Genomic DNA, 16,914 nt, shown 5'->3' on the forward strand with positions numbered 1-16,914 from the left:
CTCCGAAAACCGTTGCACCTCAAAGTGTCGCGAGGAAGTCCCTCGCCAGCGCGTCGTGGTAGCGGACCAGAAAGGCGTTGATGAGCGGCAGCGCCCGCTCGACCATGGAGGCGGCCTGCTCGGGCGAGAGCGAGGAGAGGCGCTCGGCGAGGAGCTTCGCCTCGCGGGCGAAGAGCGCGCCCATGGCCTCCTCGTACATCAGGATGTCGCGCGCCGAGAAACCGATCGACTCCTCGAAGCCGATCCGTCGGAACTCGGCGAACGTCTCCAGGATCCACGTGTCGTCGCTCGCCACGACGAGCCGCGCGCGGCCCGAGGCGTCGTGCTCCTCCGCGGCCGCGATGAGCCCGAGCTCGACCATGTCCTCGAGATCTTTCCGGGAGAGGCCGAGCTTCTGGATGAGCTCAAGGGCGTCGGCGGTCGTGGGTTTGTCCGCGCGCGCGCCGAGGGTGGCGCTGAGGCGCGCCTTCACCTCGTGGACGAACCTGCGCTGCGCGGGGCTGAAGGCCTCGTCGCGCTCCTCGAGCAGGGCCTTGATGGCGCGCAGCGGGAGGAAACGCTCGTGCTGGAGCTTGCGCACGAGCAGGACGCGGGCGAGGTGTTCCTCGCCGTAATAGGCCATGTTGCGGCCGGTCTTGTGGCCCTCGGGCACGAGGCCCTGCTGGATGTAGAAATGAATGACCTGCCGCGGCAGGCCCGTCCGCTCGCAGAGGTCCTTCATGCGATACGGATAGGCCTCGCGGTCTACGTTCGGGGGCTTCGCTCGGGCAGGCCGAGCTTCGCCCCCGAACCCCCCCACGCTCGGAGGCTTCGCGGGACGCGCGGGCTCCTTGCTCGCGAGCGCGACGTCCATCACGGCACTTCCACCGCGCACGGCGCCTCCGCGCGGGACACGCACGCGAGGACGAACCCCTGGCTTCGCTCCTCCTCGTGCAGGCAATTCGGCTCTTCGCTCGTCACGTTCCCCGAGAGGAGCTTTACTTTGCACACGCCGCACCCGCCCATCGTACACGAGAACGGCATGGGCAGCGACGCGGCCAGGCCCGCCTCGAGCAGGGTTTGTCCGGGAGCCGCGGAGACGGTCTTCGTGCGGCCGCGGAGGCGGATCTCGACAGGGGCGGAGGTCGTCGGGAGCGCGGGCGTGGTGCGGCGCGCGGGCGCGGAGAATCGCTCCTCGTGGATGCGGGCGGGATCGACGCCGCGAGCGAGGAGGGCCTCGCGCACGGCGACCATCATCGGCTCGGGGCCGCAGACGAAATACGCGGCTGCGTCCGCTTCGAGGCCCGAGGAAGCGGCGATCGCGTCGAGCTCGCGCGTGACGTTGTCACGATCGAGCAGGCCCGTGCGTCCGGTGAAACCCGCGGGCGGATCGGAGAGGACGTGGCGGAGCGTGAAGCGGTCCGCGTGGGCGCGAGCGAGGGAACCGAGCGCGTCGCGGAAAATGATGTCGGCCTCGCCGCGGTTTCCGTACACGAGCGAGACGCGGCTCCCGGGCTCGCGGGCGAGCGTGGTCCGCGTGATCGAGGCGAGCGGCGTGATGCCGCTGCCTCCCGCGATGAGCACGAGGTGCCTTCGCGCCGCGGGATCCGGCGTCACGGTGAAGCTGCCCGAGGGGCCGAGCACGTCGAGGAGCGCGCCTTCCGCGACCCGCTCGTTCAGGTGGTTCGAGGCGCGCCCGCCGGGCATTCGTTTGATGGTGATCGTCACCTCGGCGGCGGCGCCGTCCTCGTCGGGGAGGCTCGAGATCGAATAGGCGCGGCGGAGCACCTCGCCGCTCGCGAGCGTGACGAGCACCGTGAAGAACTGGCCGGGCACGAACGAGATGCGGCGGCCCTCGGGATCGGTGAGCGTGAGCGAGACGGCGTCCTTGGTCTCACGCTCAACGCGGGTGACGCGGAGCCTGCGCGGCGTGATGCCGGCGCTCGGCTCGGGCGTGACGGTGAGGAGGTGCCGGGCGAGCGGCGCGCGGATCGCGTAGGGCGCGGGGCGCGCGCCGGTGAAATCGCTCAAGACCGTGCGTACGTCGCGCACCAGCGCTTCGAGCCGGACGACGATCGTGGCGGGCAGGAGAGCCGCGGGGCCGGAGCCTCTTCGCGCGTCGTTCTCCCGCTCCCTCTCGTGTCGGGCCTTGTCGAGCTCCATGGCTCGCTTGTACTTCCCCTGACTGCAAAGTGTCAAGTGTCACTTTACACTGTGCGCTTGCGGCGACGGTTCAGCGGCAGCCGTCGTGCAGTGCTCGGGGGCCGGGGTGATTTCTTCTTCGGCGCGCCCGAGGGATCGGGATCGGGGATGCGGCACGAAATCGACGGAACGACGATCGGAGCGGTAAAGACCGGCATTGGATGCTTCATGCTCGTACCATCGGCGCTGGTTCGTCGGCGGTACGAGTTGTCATCCAGCCTGCACCATGCTTTGCTCGATACCGTGAGCTACCTGTTCGTCGCGTACCTGTACGACAAACGTCGCTGCTCGGCGAAGGCCATCGTGGATCCGTGGTCCGATGCGGAGGCGGGCTTCGCGGGCGAGAGCCTCGTGCGTGTCGCCGTGAGCCCGCGCGTCGAGGCGGTGTTCTACTTCCCCGGGAATTTCCGGCTCAAATCGCAAGCATTTTCGTTCGGCTGCGAGGTGTTCCTGGTGGACGACTGGGCCTCGGCCCCGGCCGAGGCGCTCCGGAGGGCCGGCGCGCGCGATTGGCAATACGTGGGCTGGGCATCGTCGGACATGAGCGACTACGACGTGGCCATGCGTTTCACGCCCGACGGATTCGACGGCCGCGCGATGATCGACGGCGAGGGCGAGCGCATCGCGATCGACAGGGGTGTCGTCCAGACGTACGAAAAAAAGACGATCGCCGCCTCGCCGCAGGAGCTCGGCTTCGGGACCGATGGCAGCGGGACGTTCGACGAGGAAGCGTTCGAGCGCGCGCTCGTGGAACGAGAAGAGCTCTTCCGGCCGGGTCTTCTGGTGCACGATACGCTCGGCGTGACGCGCGGGAAGGTGATCGACGCGCTCCACAACGTGGCCGATGGGCAAGGCGAGGTGCTGTGGCCCAGGGGCGGGCCGCTGGATACGCAGGCCCTTCGCCGCGCGGTCGCGGAAGCCGAGGATCCGCTCGTGCCGGCGCTGCCGCTCTGGGAGCATCTGCGCGGCGAGACGATGAAGCCCGAAAGCGGGCCGAGGAAAAAAAGGGCGCGGATGAAGGCGGGTTGATTCAGGGGCCCGGGCCGAAGGAGCGCTCGACGGCGACGAACGTCGAGCCGGCGATCCGGAAGGGCATCGGCATCACGTCCGCGGGCATCGGCGCGCGGAGGAGCTCTTCGGGCAAGGCGTACGTCCGATCGACCACCCGCACGGTCGCGGGCGCGCCGGGCGCGATGTCGATCGACCATTCGATGCCCTCCGTGGGCAAACCCTGGAAGGTAAAACCCCAGGGCTCGTCGGTCGTCGCGCGAAATCCGCTCGACTCGTCCACGCGGCGCCCGTCGATCGTCGCGCCGCGGATGGGCGCCTCCGAGGTGACCGAGACGAGGACGAACGGAGCGCTCCGGCCCGAGCGAATCCGAAAGCGGAGGGTGCGGGTTCCATCGTGAAGGGTGTCGCCGAGGGATTCGAGCTGGGGAGGCGGGGCGTCGAGCGGCGGCGCCTCGGCCTCGTGCCGGAGCGTGCCCTGGCCGGGGAGGGAGAACCGCGGGGCGCGGCGCGTGGCTTCGGGGATGTGCAACGCCGTCCAGGGAGCTGGCTTTTCTTCCGTCGTCGTCCAGACGGCCGCGCGGCGGTCGGCGTCGAGGGCGTACGCGAGGCACGCAGGGCGGGGCTCTGCGGGAGAGAATGAGTTTGTCGCGACGGCCAGGCCGAGCGTGATCACGCATGCGCCGGCGAGGCCGAGGGCGGGTTTTCGTGACGCACCCGCGCCGAGGATTTCGAGCAGCGGGGCCGAGAGGCCTGCGAGGAGCACGACGACGGCGACGGCCGGCGCGGCGCGCGGCAAGCCGAGCGCGATGAGGAGGAGGTAAGGGACCGGGACGACGAGCACGAGCGCTGGAAGCGCGGAAAGCAGGAGCCAGAGGCCGCTCGACGGCGATTCCGGAGAAGGGCGCCTTTGCCAGACGAGCAGGCCCGCGAGCGACGCGGCGAGCGGGAAGGCAAAAAGAAAACTCGCACCCGGGAGGAGCGCGGCCGTGGCGAGGGCGAGGAGGAGCCAGGCTGCGGCCGCGCCGAGCGCGAGCTCGAACGGGGAGAGGCGTGCCCGGAAAAACCGATACGCGGAGGCATACACGGCGACACCGAGCAGAGCGAGGCCCATGCGCGCGAGGCCCGGATCGAAGGGATCGCCGCGGAACGCGCCCCACGTGGGCGTGAGGGCGCGGAGCGCGGCGACGAGCCCGGCCGCGAGCGCGGCCGCGACCACGAGCGAGGCGAGGAGCGCGCCGAACCCGGCGAGCACACGAGCGGGGCGCGCCTGCCCACGCCGCACGGCGAAGACGAGCGCGAGGACGAATAGCACCGCGGGGATCATTGCAATCGGCAGCGCCCAAGCGCGGCCGTAGACGACGAGGCCGAGGCCCGGGACGTCGAAATAAACGACCGGCTCGGCCGTGAGGGTCGTGAGATCCAGGTCCCCGAAGCGCCGCGCGAGGGCGAGCGCGAGTGTTCCTTCGTGCGCGAGGGTCCGCCGGTCGAGGTGCGCCGGATCGTCGGCGGGCGCGTGGTAATGGGCAGCGCCGTCGGCAAACGCGAAATTCATCCCGGGCACGCCGGCGCGCAAAAATGGAAAGATGTCGGTCTGGTGGCCGAGGCGGCGCGCGATTTCGGGGAAGAGCGACGAGGCGACCGGATCGGGCGCGGCGTCCGCGAAATGCCGCACGAGCGCGCCGGCGCCGGCGCTCGTCTCGATGAGCCCGACGGGGCCTCGGGTGCCACGCCCGTCGAAGTTCAGCACGAGGCCGATGTCGCGAAACGATGGGTGCTCGCGGACGAAGACGTTCCCGCCGAGGACGCCGGCTTCTTCGGCGTCCGTGAACAGGAAAATCACGTCGTTGCGGAGCGCGGGGCCCCCGCGGAGGGCGCGGGCCGTCTCCAGCAGGACGGCGACGCCGCTCGCGTCGTCGGCCGCGCCGGGGGCATTCGGGACGGAGTCGTAATGGGCGACGAGCGCGAGGGCCGGGCCACGCTCGCGCCCCGGCAAACGCGCGACGAGGTTTTCCACGCGGGCGACGTCGTACGGCACGCCCCAGTGCGTGCCGAGCGCCGTGGCGCGCTGCATTTCCTCGGAGATGCCGAGGCGCGTGAGCTCGCCGCGGATGAATTCCCGCGCGGCGTCGTGGCCCGGGGTGCCCGGTGGTCGCGGCGCCGCGGCGAGGCGCGCGACGTGGGCCGCGGCGCGCTCGACCGAGAAAGCCTGCGGCGGCGCGCTCGCGGGTGGGTCTTTCGGGACGAACCCGAAGATCCGGAAGGCGACGATCGCGAGGAGGGCGAGGACGACGAGGGCGCGTGTGGTCTCGGCGCGTCCGAGCCGAAGGATGGCCCCCGGGCGCTCTTCCGGCTTGTTCACCATGTCCCGACCCTACCACCCAGGCGGTGCGGCGCACGTCGATTGAATTTTGGTCACAGCGGCCACGGGATGGCGTCTATCCTGTGCGCCCCCGGCGCTCCCAGGAGGTCGTTCGTGTCCGCTCGTGTTTCTCTCGCCCGCACATCCCCGCTGATCCTCGCGCTCCTCGCCTCGCCCGCCTGCCACGTCGAAGAGAAGGCCGCCCCGACACCGCCGCCGGCGCTCCCCGCGCCCGCCGCAGCGCCCGCGCCTTCGAGCGAGGGCGAGCAACGGGACGCGCGCGCGGAGTTCATCCGGTCGAGGTACACGAAATACGAATATCGCATTCCCATGCGCGACGGCGTGCGGCTCTTCACGGTGGTGTACGTGCCGAACGACGCGAGCCCGTCACGGAAGTATCCGTTTCTCATGATGCGCACGCCCTACTCCGTGGCGCCGTACGGGGCCGATCGGTACCGCGGGCGTTTTCTCACCGAGGCCTTCGAGAAGGAGGGCTTCATCTTCGTGAATCAGGACGTGCGCGGCCGCTACATGTCCGAGGGCGAGTTCGTGAACGTGCGGCCGCACCTCGACAAGAAGGGGCCGAAGGACATCGACGAAAGCACGGATACGTACGACACGCTCGAGTGGCTGACGAAAAACGTGGCCGGGAACAACGGGCGCGCGGGCATGCTCGGGGTGTCGTATCCGGGGTTTTATTCGTCGGCGGGGGCGATCGACTCGCATCCGTCGTTGAAGGCGGTCTCGCCGCAGGCGCCGATCGGGGACTGGTTCCGCGGCGACGACATGCACCGGCACGGCGCCTTCAATTTGCAGCTCGCGTTCCATTTCTTCGGGTCGTTCGACAAACCGCGGCCGAAGCCCAAGGAGGACAGCGAGGACGACTGGGATGGGGTCGATTACGGGACGCCCGACGCCTATCGGTTTTTCCTCTCCGCGGGGCCCCTGTCCGAGGCCGAGGCGAAGCATTTCAAGGGCGAGCGCCCGTTCTTCCGCGACATCGTGGCGCACCCGAACTACGACGCGTTCTGGCAAGCCCGGAACATCTTGCCCCACCTGCGCAACATCAAGGCCGCCGTGCTCGTCGTGGGAGGATTTTTCGATACGGAGGACCTCTACGGTCCGCTCGCCACGTATCGCGCGATCGAGGCGCAAAACCCGGGCGCGAAGAATTCGATCGTGATGGGACCATGGAAACACGGGGGCTGGTACCATACGACGGGGGACAAGCTCGGCGACGCGGATTTCGGGTTCGCGACGTCGCCCGTGCTCCAGGACCTCGAACTCGCGTTCTTCAAGCACCACCTGAAGGACGGGCCGGATCCGGAGCTCGCCGAGGCGCTGGTCTTCGAGGGGGGCGCCAATCGCTTCCGGCGGTTCGACGCCTGGCCCCCGCGCGAGGCGAAGAAAGGGCGGCTCTATTTGCAAGGGAGCGGCGCGCTGTCGTTCGAGCCGCCGAAGAACGCGGAGGCCGAGAGCGACGAATACTTGAGCGACCCCGACAAACCCGTGCCGTACACGCAGGAGATGTCGAATGGCTGGTCGTCGAGTTACATGACCGAGGATCAGCGCTTCGCGTCGCGAAGGCCCGACGTGCTCGAATATCGCTCCGAGCCGCTCGAGCGGGACGTCACGCTCGCGGGCCCGCTCGAGGCCGAGTTCTGGGTGAGCACGACAGGGACCGACGCGGACTGGGTGGTGAAGCTCATCGACGAGAACCCCGGGAAGATGCCGGGGTTCAAGAAGGAAGATCGGTGGGACGGCAAGAAGGACCGCGGAGGCCAGCAGATCCTCGTGCGCGGCGAGCCGTTCCGCGGCCGGTTCCGCGAGAGCTACGAGACGCCGAAGCCGTTCGTCCCGGGCGAGCCGACGAAGGTGAAGTTCGCGGTGAACGACGTGTTCCACACCTTCAAACGCGGTCACCGGATCGTGATCCAGGTGCAATCGACCTGGTTCCCGTTCATCGATCGAAACCCGCAGAAATTCGTGCCGAACATCTTCGAGGCGAAGGCGGGTGATTACACGAAGGCGACGCACCGGGTGTATCGGTCGCAGGTGATGCCGAGCGCGCTGGAAGTGACGATCCTCCCGGCGCTGGACGAGTAGGTTTTTCTTCGCACCTCGAACGTTTCTCCGGTACGCTCGCGTTCGATCCCGCGATGACCACGATGAACCCCTCCGCCGAGCCCGCTTCCGCGCCGGAAAACGCACCCGCGAAGGACCCCGAGCAACAATGGCTCGATACGGTCTATCGCAAAGGGGAAAAACAGCTGACGCCGCGCGCGATCATCGCCGGGATGCTCATCGGCGGGGTGATGTGTTTGTCCAACCTCTACGTCTTTTTCAAGACGGGGTGGAGCCTCGGCGTCACGTTGACCGCCTGCATCCTGGCGTTCGCCCTCTTCGAGCTCTTGCGCGCGGCGAAGCTGACGAGGAGCGAGTTCACGATCCTGGAGAACAACGCGATGGGCTCGGTCGCGTCCGCGGCCGGGTACATGACGGGCGGCGGGAACATGGCGGCGTTCGGCGCGCTGCTCATGGTCACGACGATGCGGCCGAGCGCGGTCTGGCTGATGGTCTGGTTCGGCGTGATCGCGGCGATGGGCGTGTTCGCGGCGATCCCGATCAAGCGGCAGCTCATCAACAAGGAGGCGCTCGCATTCCCGACGGGGACGGCGACGGCCGAGACGCTGCGCTCGATGCACGAGGCGGCGCACCACGGAGACGCGAACGCAGAAGGCGCGGGCGCAGGCAAGGAGAAGGCGCGGCTGCTCGGGATCGCCGGGCTCATGGGCGCGCTGCTCGCGTTCTTGCGGGACGCGAAGGCGGCGTGGATCCCGTTCAACCTGCCAGGCTCGATCGCGCTGCCCTTCCAGATCGCGGGGCGCGCGGCGAAGGACTGGACGATCATGTTGAACTGCGAGCTCGTGCTGGTCGGCGCGGGCGCGCTGATGAGCTTCCGCACGGCGTGGTCGCTCCTGCTCTCGGGGATGGCCGGCTACGCGATCCTCGCGCCGAGGCTCGCCGAGGAGCACGCGATCAAAGAGGTGAGTTACAAGGCGATCGTCGGGTGGACGCTCTGGCCAGGCGCCGCGATCCTCGTCGCTTCGGGCCTGACGAGCTTCTTGCTCGATTACAAGAGCATCGTGCGCTCGTTCCGGGGTTTGTCGGGGATATTCACGGGCGGCGCGAAGAAATCCGAGAAGGAGGAGCCGATCGCGGCGGTGGAGTGCCCGGCGTGGTGGTTCCCCGCGGGGTTCGCCGTGCTCGCGCCGATCGTGATCCTCTTGATGGGGTTCCTCTTCCAGATCCCGTTCTGGGCCGGAATCATCGCGGTGCCGCTCGCGGTGGTGATGGGGTTCGTCGCGGCGCGCGTGACGGGTGAGACGGACGTGACGCCGACAAAGGCGCTCGGGCCGGTGACGCAGGCGGTTTATGGGCTGCTGACGCCCGGTAACCTCGCCGGCAACATCATGAGCGCGAACGTGACGGGCGGGGTCGGGCTGCATTCGGCGGATTTGCTGACGGACCTGAAGAGCGGGTGGCTGCTCGGCGCGAGCCCGCGGCAGCAGCTCAAGGGGCAGCTCTTCGGCGTGGTGGCGGGGGCGCTCGTCGTGGTGCCGGCGTTCTGGCTCATCATGCCGGACCCGTCCGTGCTCGGCAGCGAGGAGTGGCCCGCGCCGTCGTGCCTCGTGTGGGCCGGCGTTTCGAAGGCGTTCGCGGGCGGGCTCGGCGGTTTGCCCCCGGGGGCGGATCGGGCGATGGTGATCGGTCTTCTCCTCGGCGTCGTGCTCGCGCTCGCGGAGCGATTCGCGCCGAAGAAGGTGCTCCCGTTCGTGCCTTCGCCGGCGGGGCTCGGGATCGCGCTCGTGATCCCGGCGAGCAACGCGATCGCGATGTTCATCGGGGCGACGATCGCGCACGTGCTGCGCAAGACGAAGCCGGAGCTCGGCGAGCGGCTGACGGTGCCGGTGTCGAGCGGGTGGATCGCGGGCGAGAGCTTGATGGGAATCGCCATCAAGCTGCTCATGGTGGCGGGGGTGCTGCAGAAGTAGGCGCAGCCGAGGGATTGCGGTCAGCCCACGGGGACGAGGTCGATCCGGCCGAGCTCCTCGTGGACGGCCGCAACGGTCGCCTGGATGCGGTCGCCCACGGCAAACCGCCTTCCCTGGCCGATGAGGGCCTGCGCGGCGAGATCGGTGCGGAACGGGCCGCCGGGGAGCGCTTCCATGGCAATGGAGCCCATCGCGCCCGTGCCGGCGATTTGTACGAGGAGGCCAAACGGCTTGAGCGCGATGATGTTGCCCGAGACCTCCTCGCCGAGGCGGCCGGCATAAAGGCGCGCGACGAGCATGCGATGGCGCTCGGCCTCCGCTTTGCCCGCATTTTGCGAGGATCGATCACAATCCGCGGCGAGGACGGCGAGCCCGGCGCGGATGTCCTCGTAATCGCGATGGCCCTCGAGGTACCGCTTGAGGATGCGGTGCACGACGAGGTCGGCGTATCTGCGGATCGGCGAGGTGAAATGCAGGTAGAGCGGCGCGCCGAGGCCAAAATGCGAGCCGGGATCGGGCGTGTAGCGCGCCGGGCCGAGGGTCTGTCCGAGCACGGTGCGGATCGCAGGCTCGAAGCGCGCGCCGGCGATCTGCGTCTCGAACGCGGCGAGCGAGCGGGCCGAGAGGCGTGGGCCGAAGCCGGCCTCGATGCCGAAGTTGTGCGCGAGCTGCGCGAGCGTGCGGACGCGCTCGAGCGAGGGCTCGTCGTGGACGCGGAAGATGCCGGGGAGGCCCCGCGCGACGAGCCACTCCGCGACGGCCTCGTTCGCCGCGACCATGAGCCGCTCGACGAGCCTGTGCGCGGGGGTCTCGCGGCGCGCTTCGATCGCGATCGGCTCGCCCGTGCCCGCGTCGAACTCGATCTTCGCCTCCTCGCGCGCGAGGTTCACCCCACCCCGCGCGGCGCGAACGGCGCTGAGGCGCGCGACGGCAGTGCGGAGCCAGCGGAGCGTGCTCTCGACGGCGTGCGGGACACCTTCGGCGTGGCCTTCGGAGAGGAACGTGTCGACGGCGTCGTACGTGAGGCGCGCGCGCGAGCGGACGAGGCTCTCGTAGACGTCGACCGAGGTGATGCGACCCTCGGGATCGATGCGGAGCTCGGCCGTGAGGGCAGGCCGGTCCTCGCCCTCGACGAGGCTCGCCGCGCGCGACGAGATGGCCTCGGGGAGCATCGGGAGCACGCGGCCCGCGAGGTAGACGCTCGTGCCGCGCAGGCGCGCCTCGCGATCGAGGATCGAGCGCTCGGGGACGAAGACGTCGACGTCGGCGATCGAGACGAGCACGCGGAGCGCGCCGCTCGCGTCGGCCGGGTACGCCGAGAGCGCGTCGTCGATGTCCCGCGTGGAGGCCGCGTCGATGGTCACGGTTGGTACGTTGCGAAGATCGCGCCGCCGCTCCATGGGGATCGGCCGCGCGGCCGCTTCCTCGGCGGCGCGCTCGAGGGTCTCGGCGAAGACCGCGCGCAGGCCGTGCCGCGCGATGCAACGCTCGACGCCGAGATCGGCGCCCTCGGGGACGACACGCGCGACGACGAGGCGATCGCCCGAGACCTCGGCCACGACGTGCGTGCCTTCAGCGAGCTCGTTCGTCGTGTCGAGGGGCCAGTCCGTGTTCGCCACGGAGCGATCGATCCGCAGGTACCGTTTGCCGCCGCGGAGGACGACGCTGCCGAAGACCTCCGCGCGGGCGCGGCTGACGAGCGCGAGCTCGGCGGCGACGAAGCGGCCGTTGCCTTCGGACGTGAGCCGCGCGGTCACGACGTCGCCGTCGAGGAAGGGGTTCAGATCCGGCGGCGCGATGAACGCGGAGACGGGCGTCGAGGCTTCGACGACGAGGAAGCCGAACCCTCGTGGATGAACGGAAATGCGCCCGCGTGTCGTGCCGTCGCTCATGTGTCGTTCGGACCGTCGCTCTCGGCTTGCCCGCGACGCCATCGGAGCTGCATCTCGATCTCCTCGGCGTCACCCTCGGCCTCGTGCTCGACCGAGAGCTCGGCGTCGTACGGGACCGTGACTCGCACGCCGCCGACCTGGACGCGGAACGGCTCGCCTCGCTCGACTGCATCGGCGACGCGGCGAAGCAGCGCGACGAACTCGTCCCTCGAACGGATGCGCGTGACGTCTCTGGCCATGGGCGGAGGATAATCGGCTCATCGTCGCGATGTCCATCGGAGGCATGTGCTAGTGTCCGGCCCCCTCAGGAAAACCGGAATGGAAGCGAAATCCGAGGTGATCCAGCGGCTCGAAGCGAAGGCGAACCGCGCCTTTCCGCACGTGCTCGCCGCGCGTGACCTCTCCGCGCGGACGCTCGGCCGGCTCCGCGAGCTCTTGCAAGGGCACGATCCCGAGGACACGAGCATCGTCGTTTTTGGCTCGTTCGCCCGCGGCGAGTACACGCCCGGCAGCGACATCGACTGGACGCTGCTCGTCGACGGGCGCGCCGACCGGGCCCACTTCGACGAGGCACTCGCGATCACGAAGATCCTGCACGAGGCAAGGTTCCAGCCGCCGAGCCCCTTCGGCGTCTTCGACAACGTGTCGTTCAGCCACCCCTTGCTGCACCTCATCGGCGGGCACGACGACACGAACCGCAACACCACGCAGCGCATCCTGCTCCTGCTCGAGTCGATCGCGATCGGAAAGAGCGAGGCGCTCGAGCGCGTCGTCGATCTCGTGCTGCACCGCTACGTCGGCGACGATCGAGGTCTTTTGTTCTCCAAGCGTCTGCCGCTCGTGCCGCGCTTCCTCTTGAACGACATCATCCGCTACTGGCGCACGATCACCGTCGATTTCGTGAACAAGCAGGCCTTCAAGGGCGGCTGGGCGCTCAGGAACGTCAAGCTGCGCACGAGCCGGAAGCTGCTCTTCGCGAGCGGGATGCTCGCGTGCTTCTCGCTCGAGCTCTTCGGCAAGGGCGAGTTCCGGCGCGGCGAGGGCGGCGTGGATCCGGCGCGCGTCGTGCGGTACCTGCGGGAGCGGCTGCGCCTCTCGCCGCTCGAGCAGATGTGCGAGGTGCTGCTCCGGCCGACGATCTCGGTCGAGACCGCGCAGAAGGTGATCGGCTCGTACGACGCCTTCATGGGCATTCTCACCGACGAGGACAAACGCCGCCACCTCTCGGATTTGCCGTTCGAAGCGTTCGGGGAAGACGCGCTGTTCAAGCAAGCAACGAGCTTGACCTACACGTTCCAGGAAGGGCTCGATCGCGTCTTCTTCCACGAGGACGAGGAGATCGCGGGCCTCGTGCGGCAATTCGGCGTGTTCTGAAGGGAGCCGTGGTTGCAGAGGTGCCGGCGGCGGAGTAACCACACGGCCTCCCCATGTCGGTTCCAGACGAACGAAGCACGCACAGAGGTCTGACCGTCGCAGGCCTCGTGCTCTGCCTCGCCATGGCCGCGCTCGAGGCCACCGTCGTGGCCACCGCGATGCCCACCGTCACGGGGGATCTCGGCGGCATCCAGTATTATTCGTGGGTCACGAACGCCTACCTGATCACGTCGGCGATCACGGTCCCCATCTTCGGCAAGCTCGCGGATCTGCATGGTCGAAAGCCCGTCTTGCTCGCGGGGATCGCCATCTTCCTCCTGGGATCGGCGGCGAGCGGCGCGGCGCGGTCGATGCCCGCGCTCATCGTGTCCCGCGCGATCCAGGGGCTCGGCGCCGGGGCCATGCAGCCGATGCCGATCACGATCATCGCGGACATCTTCGGCATCGAGGAGCGCGCGAAGCTGCAAGGCTTCTTCGGCGCGGCGTGGGGCTTCTTCGGGCTCGTCGGGCCGATCATCGGCGGCCTCATCGTCGAGAATGTCTCCTGGCGCTGGGTCTTCTACATGAACCTGCCCTTCGGCGTGGCCGCCGCGGGCCTGCTCGTGACGGCCTTGCACGAGCGCGTGGAGCGGAAGAAGCGCCGCCTCGATCTCGCCGGCGCGGCCCTGCTCGCGAGCTTCGTGACGGCGCTGCTCCTCGCAAGCTCCGGGGTGCACGACTCCGCCGCGTGGAAGTTCGTCCTTGCCACCGTGCTTTCGCTCGCGGCCTTCATCGCCGTCGAGCGTCGCGCCGAGGAGCCGCTCCTGCCGCTCTCGCTCTTCACGCGCCGCGTGATGGCGCTCTCGTCCGCGATGGGCGCGGTCATCGGCGGCGCGATGATCGCGATCCTCACGTACGTGCCCCTGTTCATCCAGGGCGTGCGCGGCGGGACGCCGACCCAGGCGGGCAGCTCCATCACGCCCATGCTCGTCACGTGGCCGATCGCGAGCTTCGTCGCCGGCCGGCTGCTGCCGCGGGTGGGCTTCCGCGCGCTCGTTCGCCTGGGGATGGGCTGCACCGGGGCGGCCGCGGTCGCGCTTCCCTTCATCGCCGAGCAAGGGCCCCTCGCGCTGCGCGTGGTGACCGGGCTCTTCGGGTTCGGGATGGGCTGCGCCAACACGGCGCTCGTCATCGCGGTGCAGACCTCGGTGCGCTGGGAGCAGCGCGGCATCGCGACCGCGAGCACGATGTTTTTCCGGACGATCGGCGGCGCCGTCGCGGTCGGCGTGATGGGTGGCGTGATCGTCGCGGCGCTCGGGAAGGACGAGTCACTCCCGAAGGACGCGGCGAGCCGAGCGCTGTCACGGGAGGGGATGTCCACGCTCGGTCCCGACGTCGTGCAGCGGATCTCGGGCCTGCTCGACGCGGGCCTCGGGACGGTCTTCTGGATGATCGCGGGGCTCGGTTTCACCGCGTTCGTGGCGGCCCTGTTTTTCCCGGACGTACAGCTGGAGACGAAGACATCGAAGTCGGCCCCCGCGCCGGCGCCTCCCGCGCATTGATCGTTTGACGACCAAATAGATCGTTCAGGGAGCAGGCGCTGCCGTCGGGCTCCGCCGCGAGCGCGGCTGGATCTTGGTCACGCGCGGGTTCGGCGTGAGATCGAGGCCGAAGGCGATGCCGAGGCTCGCGCGTACGTCGTGCAGAGGGGCGAGCTCGAGCGCGGGGGGAACGAGGCGATAGCTGGCTTCGAGGAAGGCGGAGATCGGCTCGTCGTTGATCGCGAGGATCGTCCGCTCGACGCGGCCGTAGCCGAGCGCGCCGAGCTTCCACGTGCGCTCGCTGGTCCAGTGGGGCGCGACCTCGGCGCGGGTGTCGAGCGAGAGGAGCCCGTCCTGCGTTTCGAAGCGGAAGCGGAGCGAGGCGGCCGTCCCGGGGGCGACGCGATGCACGAGGCGAGGGCGCGCGATCGAGCCCTCGGGGCCGGTGCCGCGTTGCGGGCCGTAGACGTCGAGGTCGTACCGCACGCCCACGCCGATCTCGATGCTGCGGCCGGGATGGTTGGAGCGCAAAGGATCGAGGTAGGCAGTGGCGCGGGCGACGGAGACACGCAAGAAGGGGATCGCCGCGCCGTCCGCGGCGCCCGTGGGCAGGGCGCGTGGGACGGTGACGCGGCCGATCTCGCCGTCGAAGCCGACGTCGAAGGGGAAGGGGATGCTGAGCGGCGGCGAGGAGGGCAGGACGATGCGAGGCGCGAGGTCGTGGCGATGCGCGGCGGCGCCGTAGAGCGCGGCGTCGAAGGAGGGCATGTCGCCGAACGGGCGGACGAAGGGCGCGATGAAGCCCGAGAGGATGCGTTGATCGAATTGCCATTCGACCCGCGAGGGGCCCTCGCCGAAGGCATAACGACGGCGGACGGAGATGCCCGCGTGGACCTCGAGCGCGGGGGTGATGCGGCCCTTTTCGTTGCGCGCGCCGGAGGCAGCGGCGCCGAGGCGGATGCGGCTCTCGGGATCGAAACGAACGCGGAACGTGCGGCCTTTGGGCGAATGGATGAAATCTCCCTCGTCCGCCGCGGCCATGGGCGCGGTGGTGACGGCGATCGCGGCGATCGCGGCGGTGAGGGAGCGTCGGATCACGGGTCCTCGAAGGCGGGCATCGGCTCGAAGACGCGCGGCGGGGCGCCGAAGGACATGCGCAGGCCCGCGAAGAAGCGGAGCTCGACCGCCCGCACGTCACGCAAAAAATCGTTCTGCGTGCGGCCCTCGGCCGCGAGGCGGGCCGAGATGGGCTGGTCGTTGATCGCGACGAGCACGCCCTCGTACGCGAACGAGCCCGCGAGGCGATTGACGGTCTCGCCCGTGAGGTCGCCCGAGACGATGGTGGGGCGGCGGAAGGTGAGATCACTGAAGAGATAATGCAGGCCGCCCTTGCCGAGGCTGATGCGCGACTCGATCGCGGCCGTGGGTCCGATGAAATAATTGCCCGATTTGCCGGAGACGATCTTCCGATCCTGCCAGTGCGCGCCGAAATCGCCGCCGATTTCGATGCGGAGGTGGCTGTACATGTCGTCCGATTGCCAGGGGTTCCAGGCGACGTGGAACTCGCCGAACTCCATGTCGAGGGCGTCGCGGAACGAGGGCTGGCGATCGAGGACGGAGAGGACGCGGAAGCCGAAGCCCATGCGCGGCAGGATCGGGTGGACGTCGGGCTCGCCGAAGAAGGTGCTGATCCAGAAGAGCGGGCGCCTGTGCTCGTGCTGGTAATCGTAGGAGAGGAGCGTGCCGCGGAGCTCGAGGTCGGCGAAGGTGGCGCTGCCCTCGAGGATGCGGAGATCGTGCCGGGCGCGCCTTCGCGGCGAGAGAATGCTGAGGTGAATGCCCATCTCGGCGTTCGCCCGGGCAAACGGAAAGCCGGGGGGGACGGCGAAGCCGCGGCTCGATTGCAGGGTGGGAGCCCAGCCGACGCCGATGTAGAAGCGGTTCAAGAGGTCGAATTTGACCTGAAAAGCCCGGCCGCTCTCGCCGCGCGCGTAGCCAGGCGGGGCCTCGGCGACCGCGGGGACCATGCGGGCGCGGCGCGCGAGCTGCCGATATTCGTCGTCGCTGTGGGCCGAGCAGGGCTGGACCTTGTCGAGCGGATCGCCGATGCCGACCATCTCGCCGGGGGCGACGAGGCACGTCTCTCCTTTGGCGTCCTGCGTGCATTGGACGCGGAGCGTCTTCCCCTCCTTCAGATGATAACAGCTCACGGACTGATCCCAGCGGAGCGCGGGCGGGGCGTCGTCCGCCGCGGCGGGCGCCGCGAACGCGAGGAGCGGGGCGGTGAGCAGCGCGGAGAGGATGAGGCGTCGGGGAGGTGATCGCACGGTGTTACCTCGTGGCGAAGGCGCCGGCGCGCGAAAAAGAGATCGCGGCATCCAGCAAGCTATCAAGGGAGAAGCATGCGGCGTGCCTACAACGGGGCAGGGGAGAGAGGAGAGACCTGTCCATTCCGAACATGCAGAACTTCGACGACGACCGGCGGAAATTCGACAGGGTCTGCGAACGGGCGGACGCGGATC

Annotated in this window: 12 protein-coding genes; 5 read left to right on the forward strand and 7 right to left on the reverse strand. The window is 69.3% G+C overall.

The window, feature by feature from the left end:
* Positions 1-19: 19 nt before the first annotated feature.
* Both QHF83_RS12785 and QHF83_RS12790 read right to left on the reverse strand, forming a co-directional pair.
* Positions 20-721 (reverse strand): MerR family transcriptional regulator, encoded by a 702-nt coding sequence (locus tag QHF83_RS12785; RefSeq protein ID WP_282418078.1) that lies wholly within the window; start codon positions 719-721, stop codon positions 20-22.
* A gap of 131 nt (positions 722-852) precedes the next feature.
* Positions 853-2,142 carry a ferredoxin--NADP reductase gene (locus QHF83_RS12790; RefSeq protein WP_282418079.1) on the reverse strand — a complete coding sequence of 430 codons (1,290 nt, stop codon included), beginning with the start codon at positions 2,140-2,142 and terminating at the stop codon, positions 853-855.
* A gap of 282 nt (positions 2,143-2,424) precedes the next feature.
* Here QHF83_RS12790 and QHF83_RS12795 point away from each other — a divergent pair, with 282 nt between their 5' ends.
* Positions 2,425-3,210: a hypothetical protein gene (locus tag QHF83_RS12795; protein ID WP_282418080.1), complete on the forward strand. Its 786-nt coding sequence runs from the start codon at positions 2,425-2,427 to the stop codon at positions 3,208-3,210.
* 1 nt (position 3,211) lies between these two features.
* On the opposite strand, the gene QHF83_RS12800 is transcribed toward QHF83_RS12795, so the two are convergent.
* Positions 3,212-5,554: a M28 family peptidase gene (locus tag QHF83_RS12800; protein WP_282418081.1), complete on the reverse strand. Its 2,343-nt coding sequence runs from the start codon at positions 5,552-5,554 to the stop codon at positions 3,212-3,214.
* 111 nt (positions 5,555-5,665) lie between these two features.
* On the opposite strand from QHF83_RS12800, the gene QHF83_RS12805 reads away from it, so the two are divergent.
* A complete protein-coding gene (locus tag QHF83_RS12805; protein ID WP_282418082.1) occupies positions 5,666-7,657 on the forward strand; it encodes a CocE/NonD family hydrolase in 1,992 nt (663 codons plus the stop codon).
* 53 nt (positions 7,658-7,710) lie between these two features.
* On the forward strand, positions 7,711-9,606 hold the full coding sequence (locus QHF83_RS12810; RefSeq protein ID WP_282418083.1) for an OPT family oligopeptide transporter: 1,896 nt from the start codon (positions 7,711-7,713) through the stop codon (positions 9,604-9,606).
* A gap of 20 nt (positions 9,607-9,626) precedes the next feature.
* On the opposite strand, the gene QHF83_RS12815 is transcribed toward QHF83_RS12810, so the two are convergent.
* Together QHF83_RS12815 and QHF83_RS12820 are read right to left on the reverse strand one after the other, a co-directional pair.
* The gene (locus tag QHF83_RS12815) at positions 9,627-11,498 is read right to left on the reverse strand and encodes a ribonuclease R family protein (protein WP_282418084.1); all 1,872 of its coding nucleotides are present in this window, start codon (positions 11,496-11,498) and stop codon (positions 9,627-9,629) included.
* On the reverse strand, positions 11,495-11,737 hold the full coding sequence (locus QHF83_RS12820) for an amphi-Trp domain-containing protein (protein WP_282418085.1): 243 nt from the start codon (positions 11,735-11,737) through the stop codon (positions 11,495-11,497). The genes QHF83_RS12815 and QHF83_RS12820 overlap by 4 nt, the downstream gene beginning before the upstream one ends.
* 79 nt (positions 11,738-11,816) lie before the next feature.
* Here QHF83_RS12820 and QHF83_RS12825 point away from each other — a divergent pair, with 79 nt between their 5' ends.
* Positions 11,817-12,872: a nucleotidyltransferase domain-containing protein gene (locus tag QHF83_RS12825; RefSeq protein WP_282418086.1), complete on the forward strand. Its 1,056-nt coding sequence runs from the start codon at positions 11,817-11,819 to the stop codon at positions 12,870-12,872.
* Positions 12,873-12,925: 53 nt separating this feature from the next.
* Positions 12,926-14,413 carry an MDR family MFS transporter gene (locus QHF83_RS12830; protein ID WP_282418087.1) on the forward strand — a complete coding sequence of 496 codons (1,488 nt, stop codon included), beginning with the start codon at positions 12,926-12,928 and terminating at the stop codon, positions 14,411-14,413.
* A 24-nt stretch (positions 14,414-14,437) separates the two neighbouring features.
* On the opposite strand, the gene QHF83_RS12835 is transcribed toward QHF83_RS12830, so the two are convergent.
* Together QHF83_RS12835 and QHF83_RS12840 are read right to left on the reverse strand one after the other, a co-directional pair.
* On the reverse strand, positions 14,438-15,490 hold the full coding sequence (locus QHF83_RS12835) for a hypothetical protein (RefSeq protein ID WP_282418088.1): 1,053 nt from the start codon (positions 15,488-15,490) through the stop codon (positions 14,438-14,440).
* Positions 15,487-16,719 (reverse strand): hypothetical protein, encoded by a 1,233-nt coding sequence (locus QHF83_RS12840; protein WP_282418089.1) that lies wholly within the window; start codon positions 16,717-16,719, stop codon positions 15,487-15,489. Before QHF83_RS12840 ends, QHF83_RS12835 begins: the two co-directional genes overlap by 4 nt.
* Between the last annotated feature and the right edge of the window lie 195 nt (positions 16,720-16,914).

It is taken from the genome of Polyangium sp. 15x6 (assembly GCF_029960785.1).
Lineage (GTDB): Bacteria > Myxococcota_A > Polyangia > Polyangiales > Polyangiaceae > Polyangium.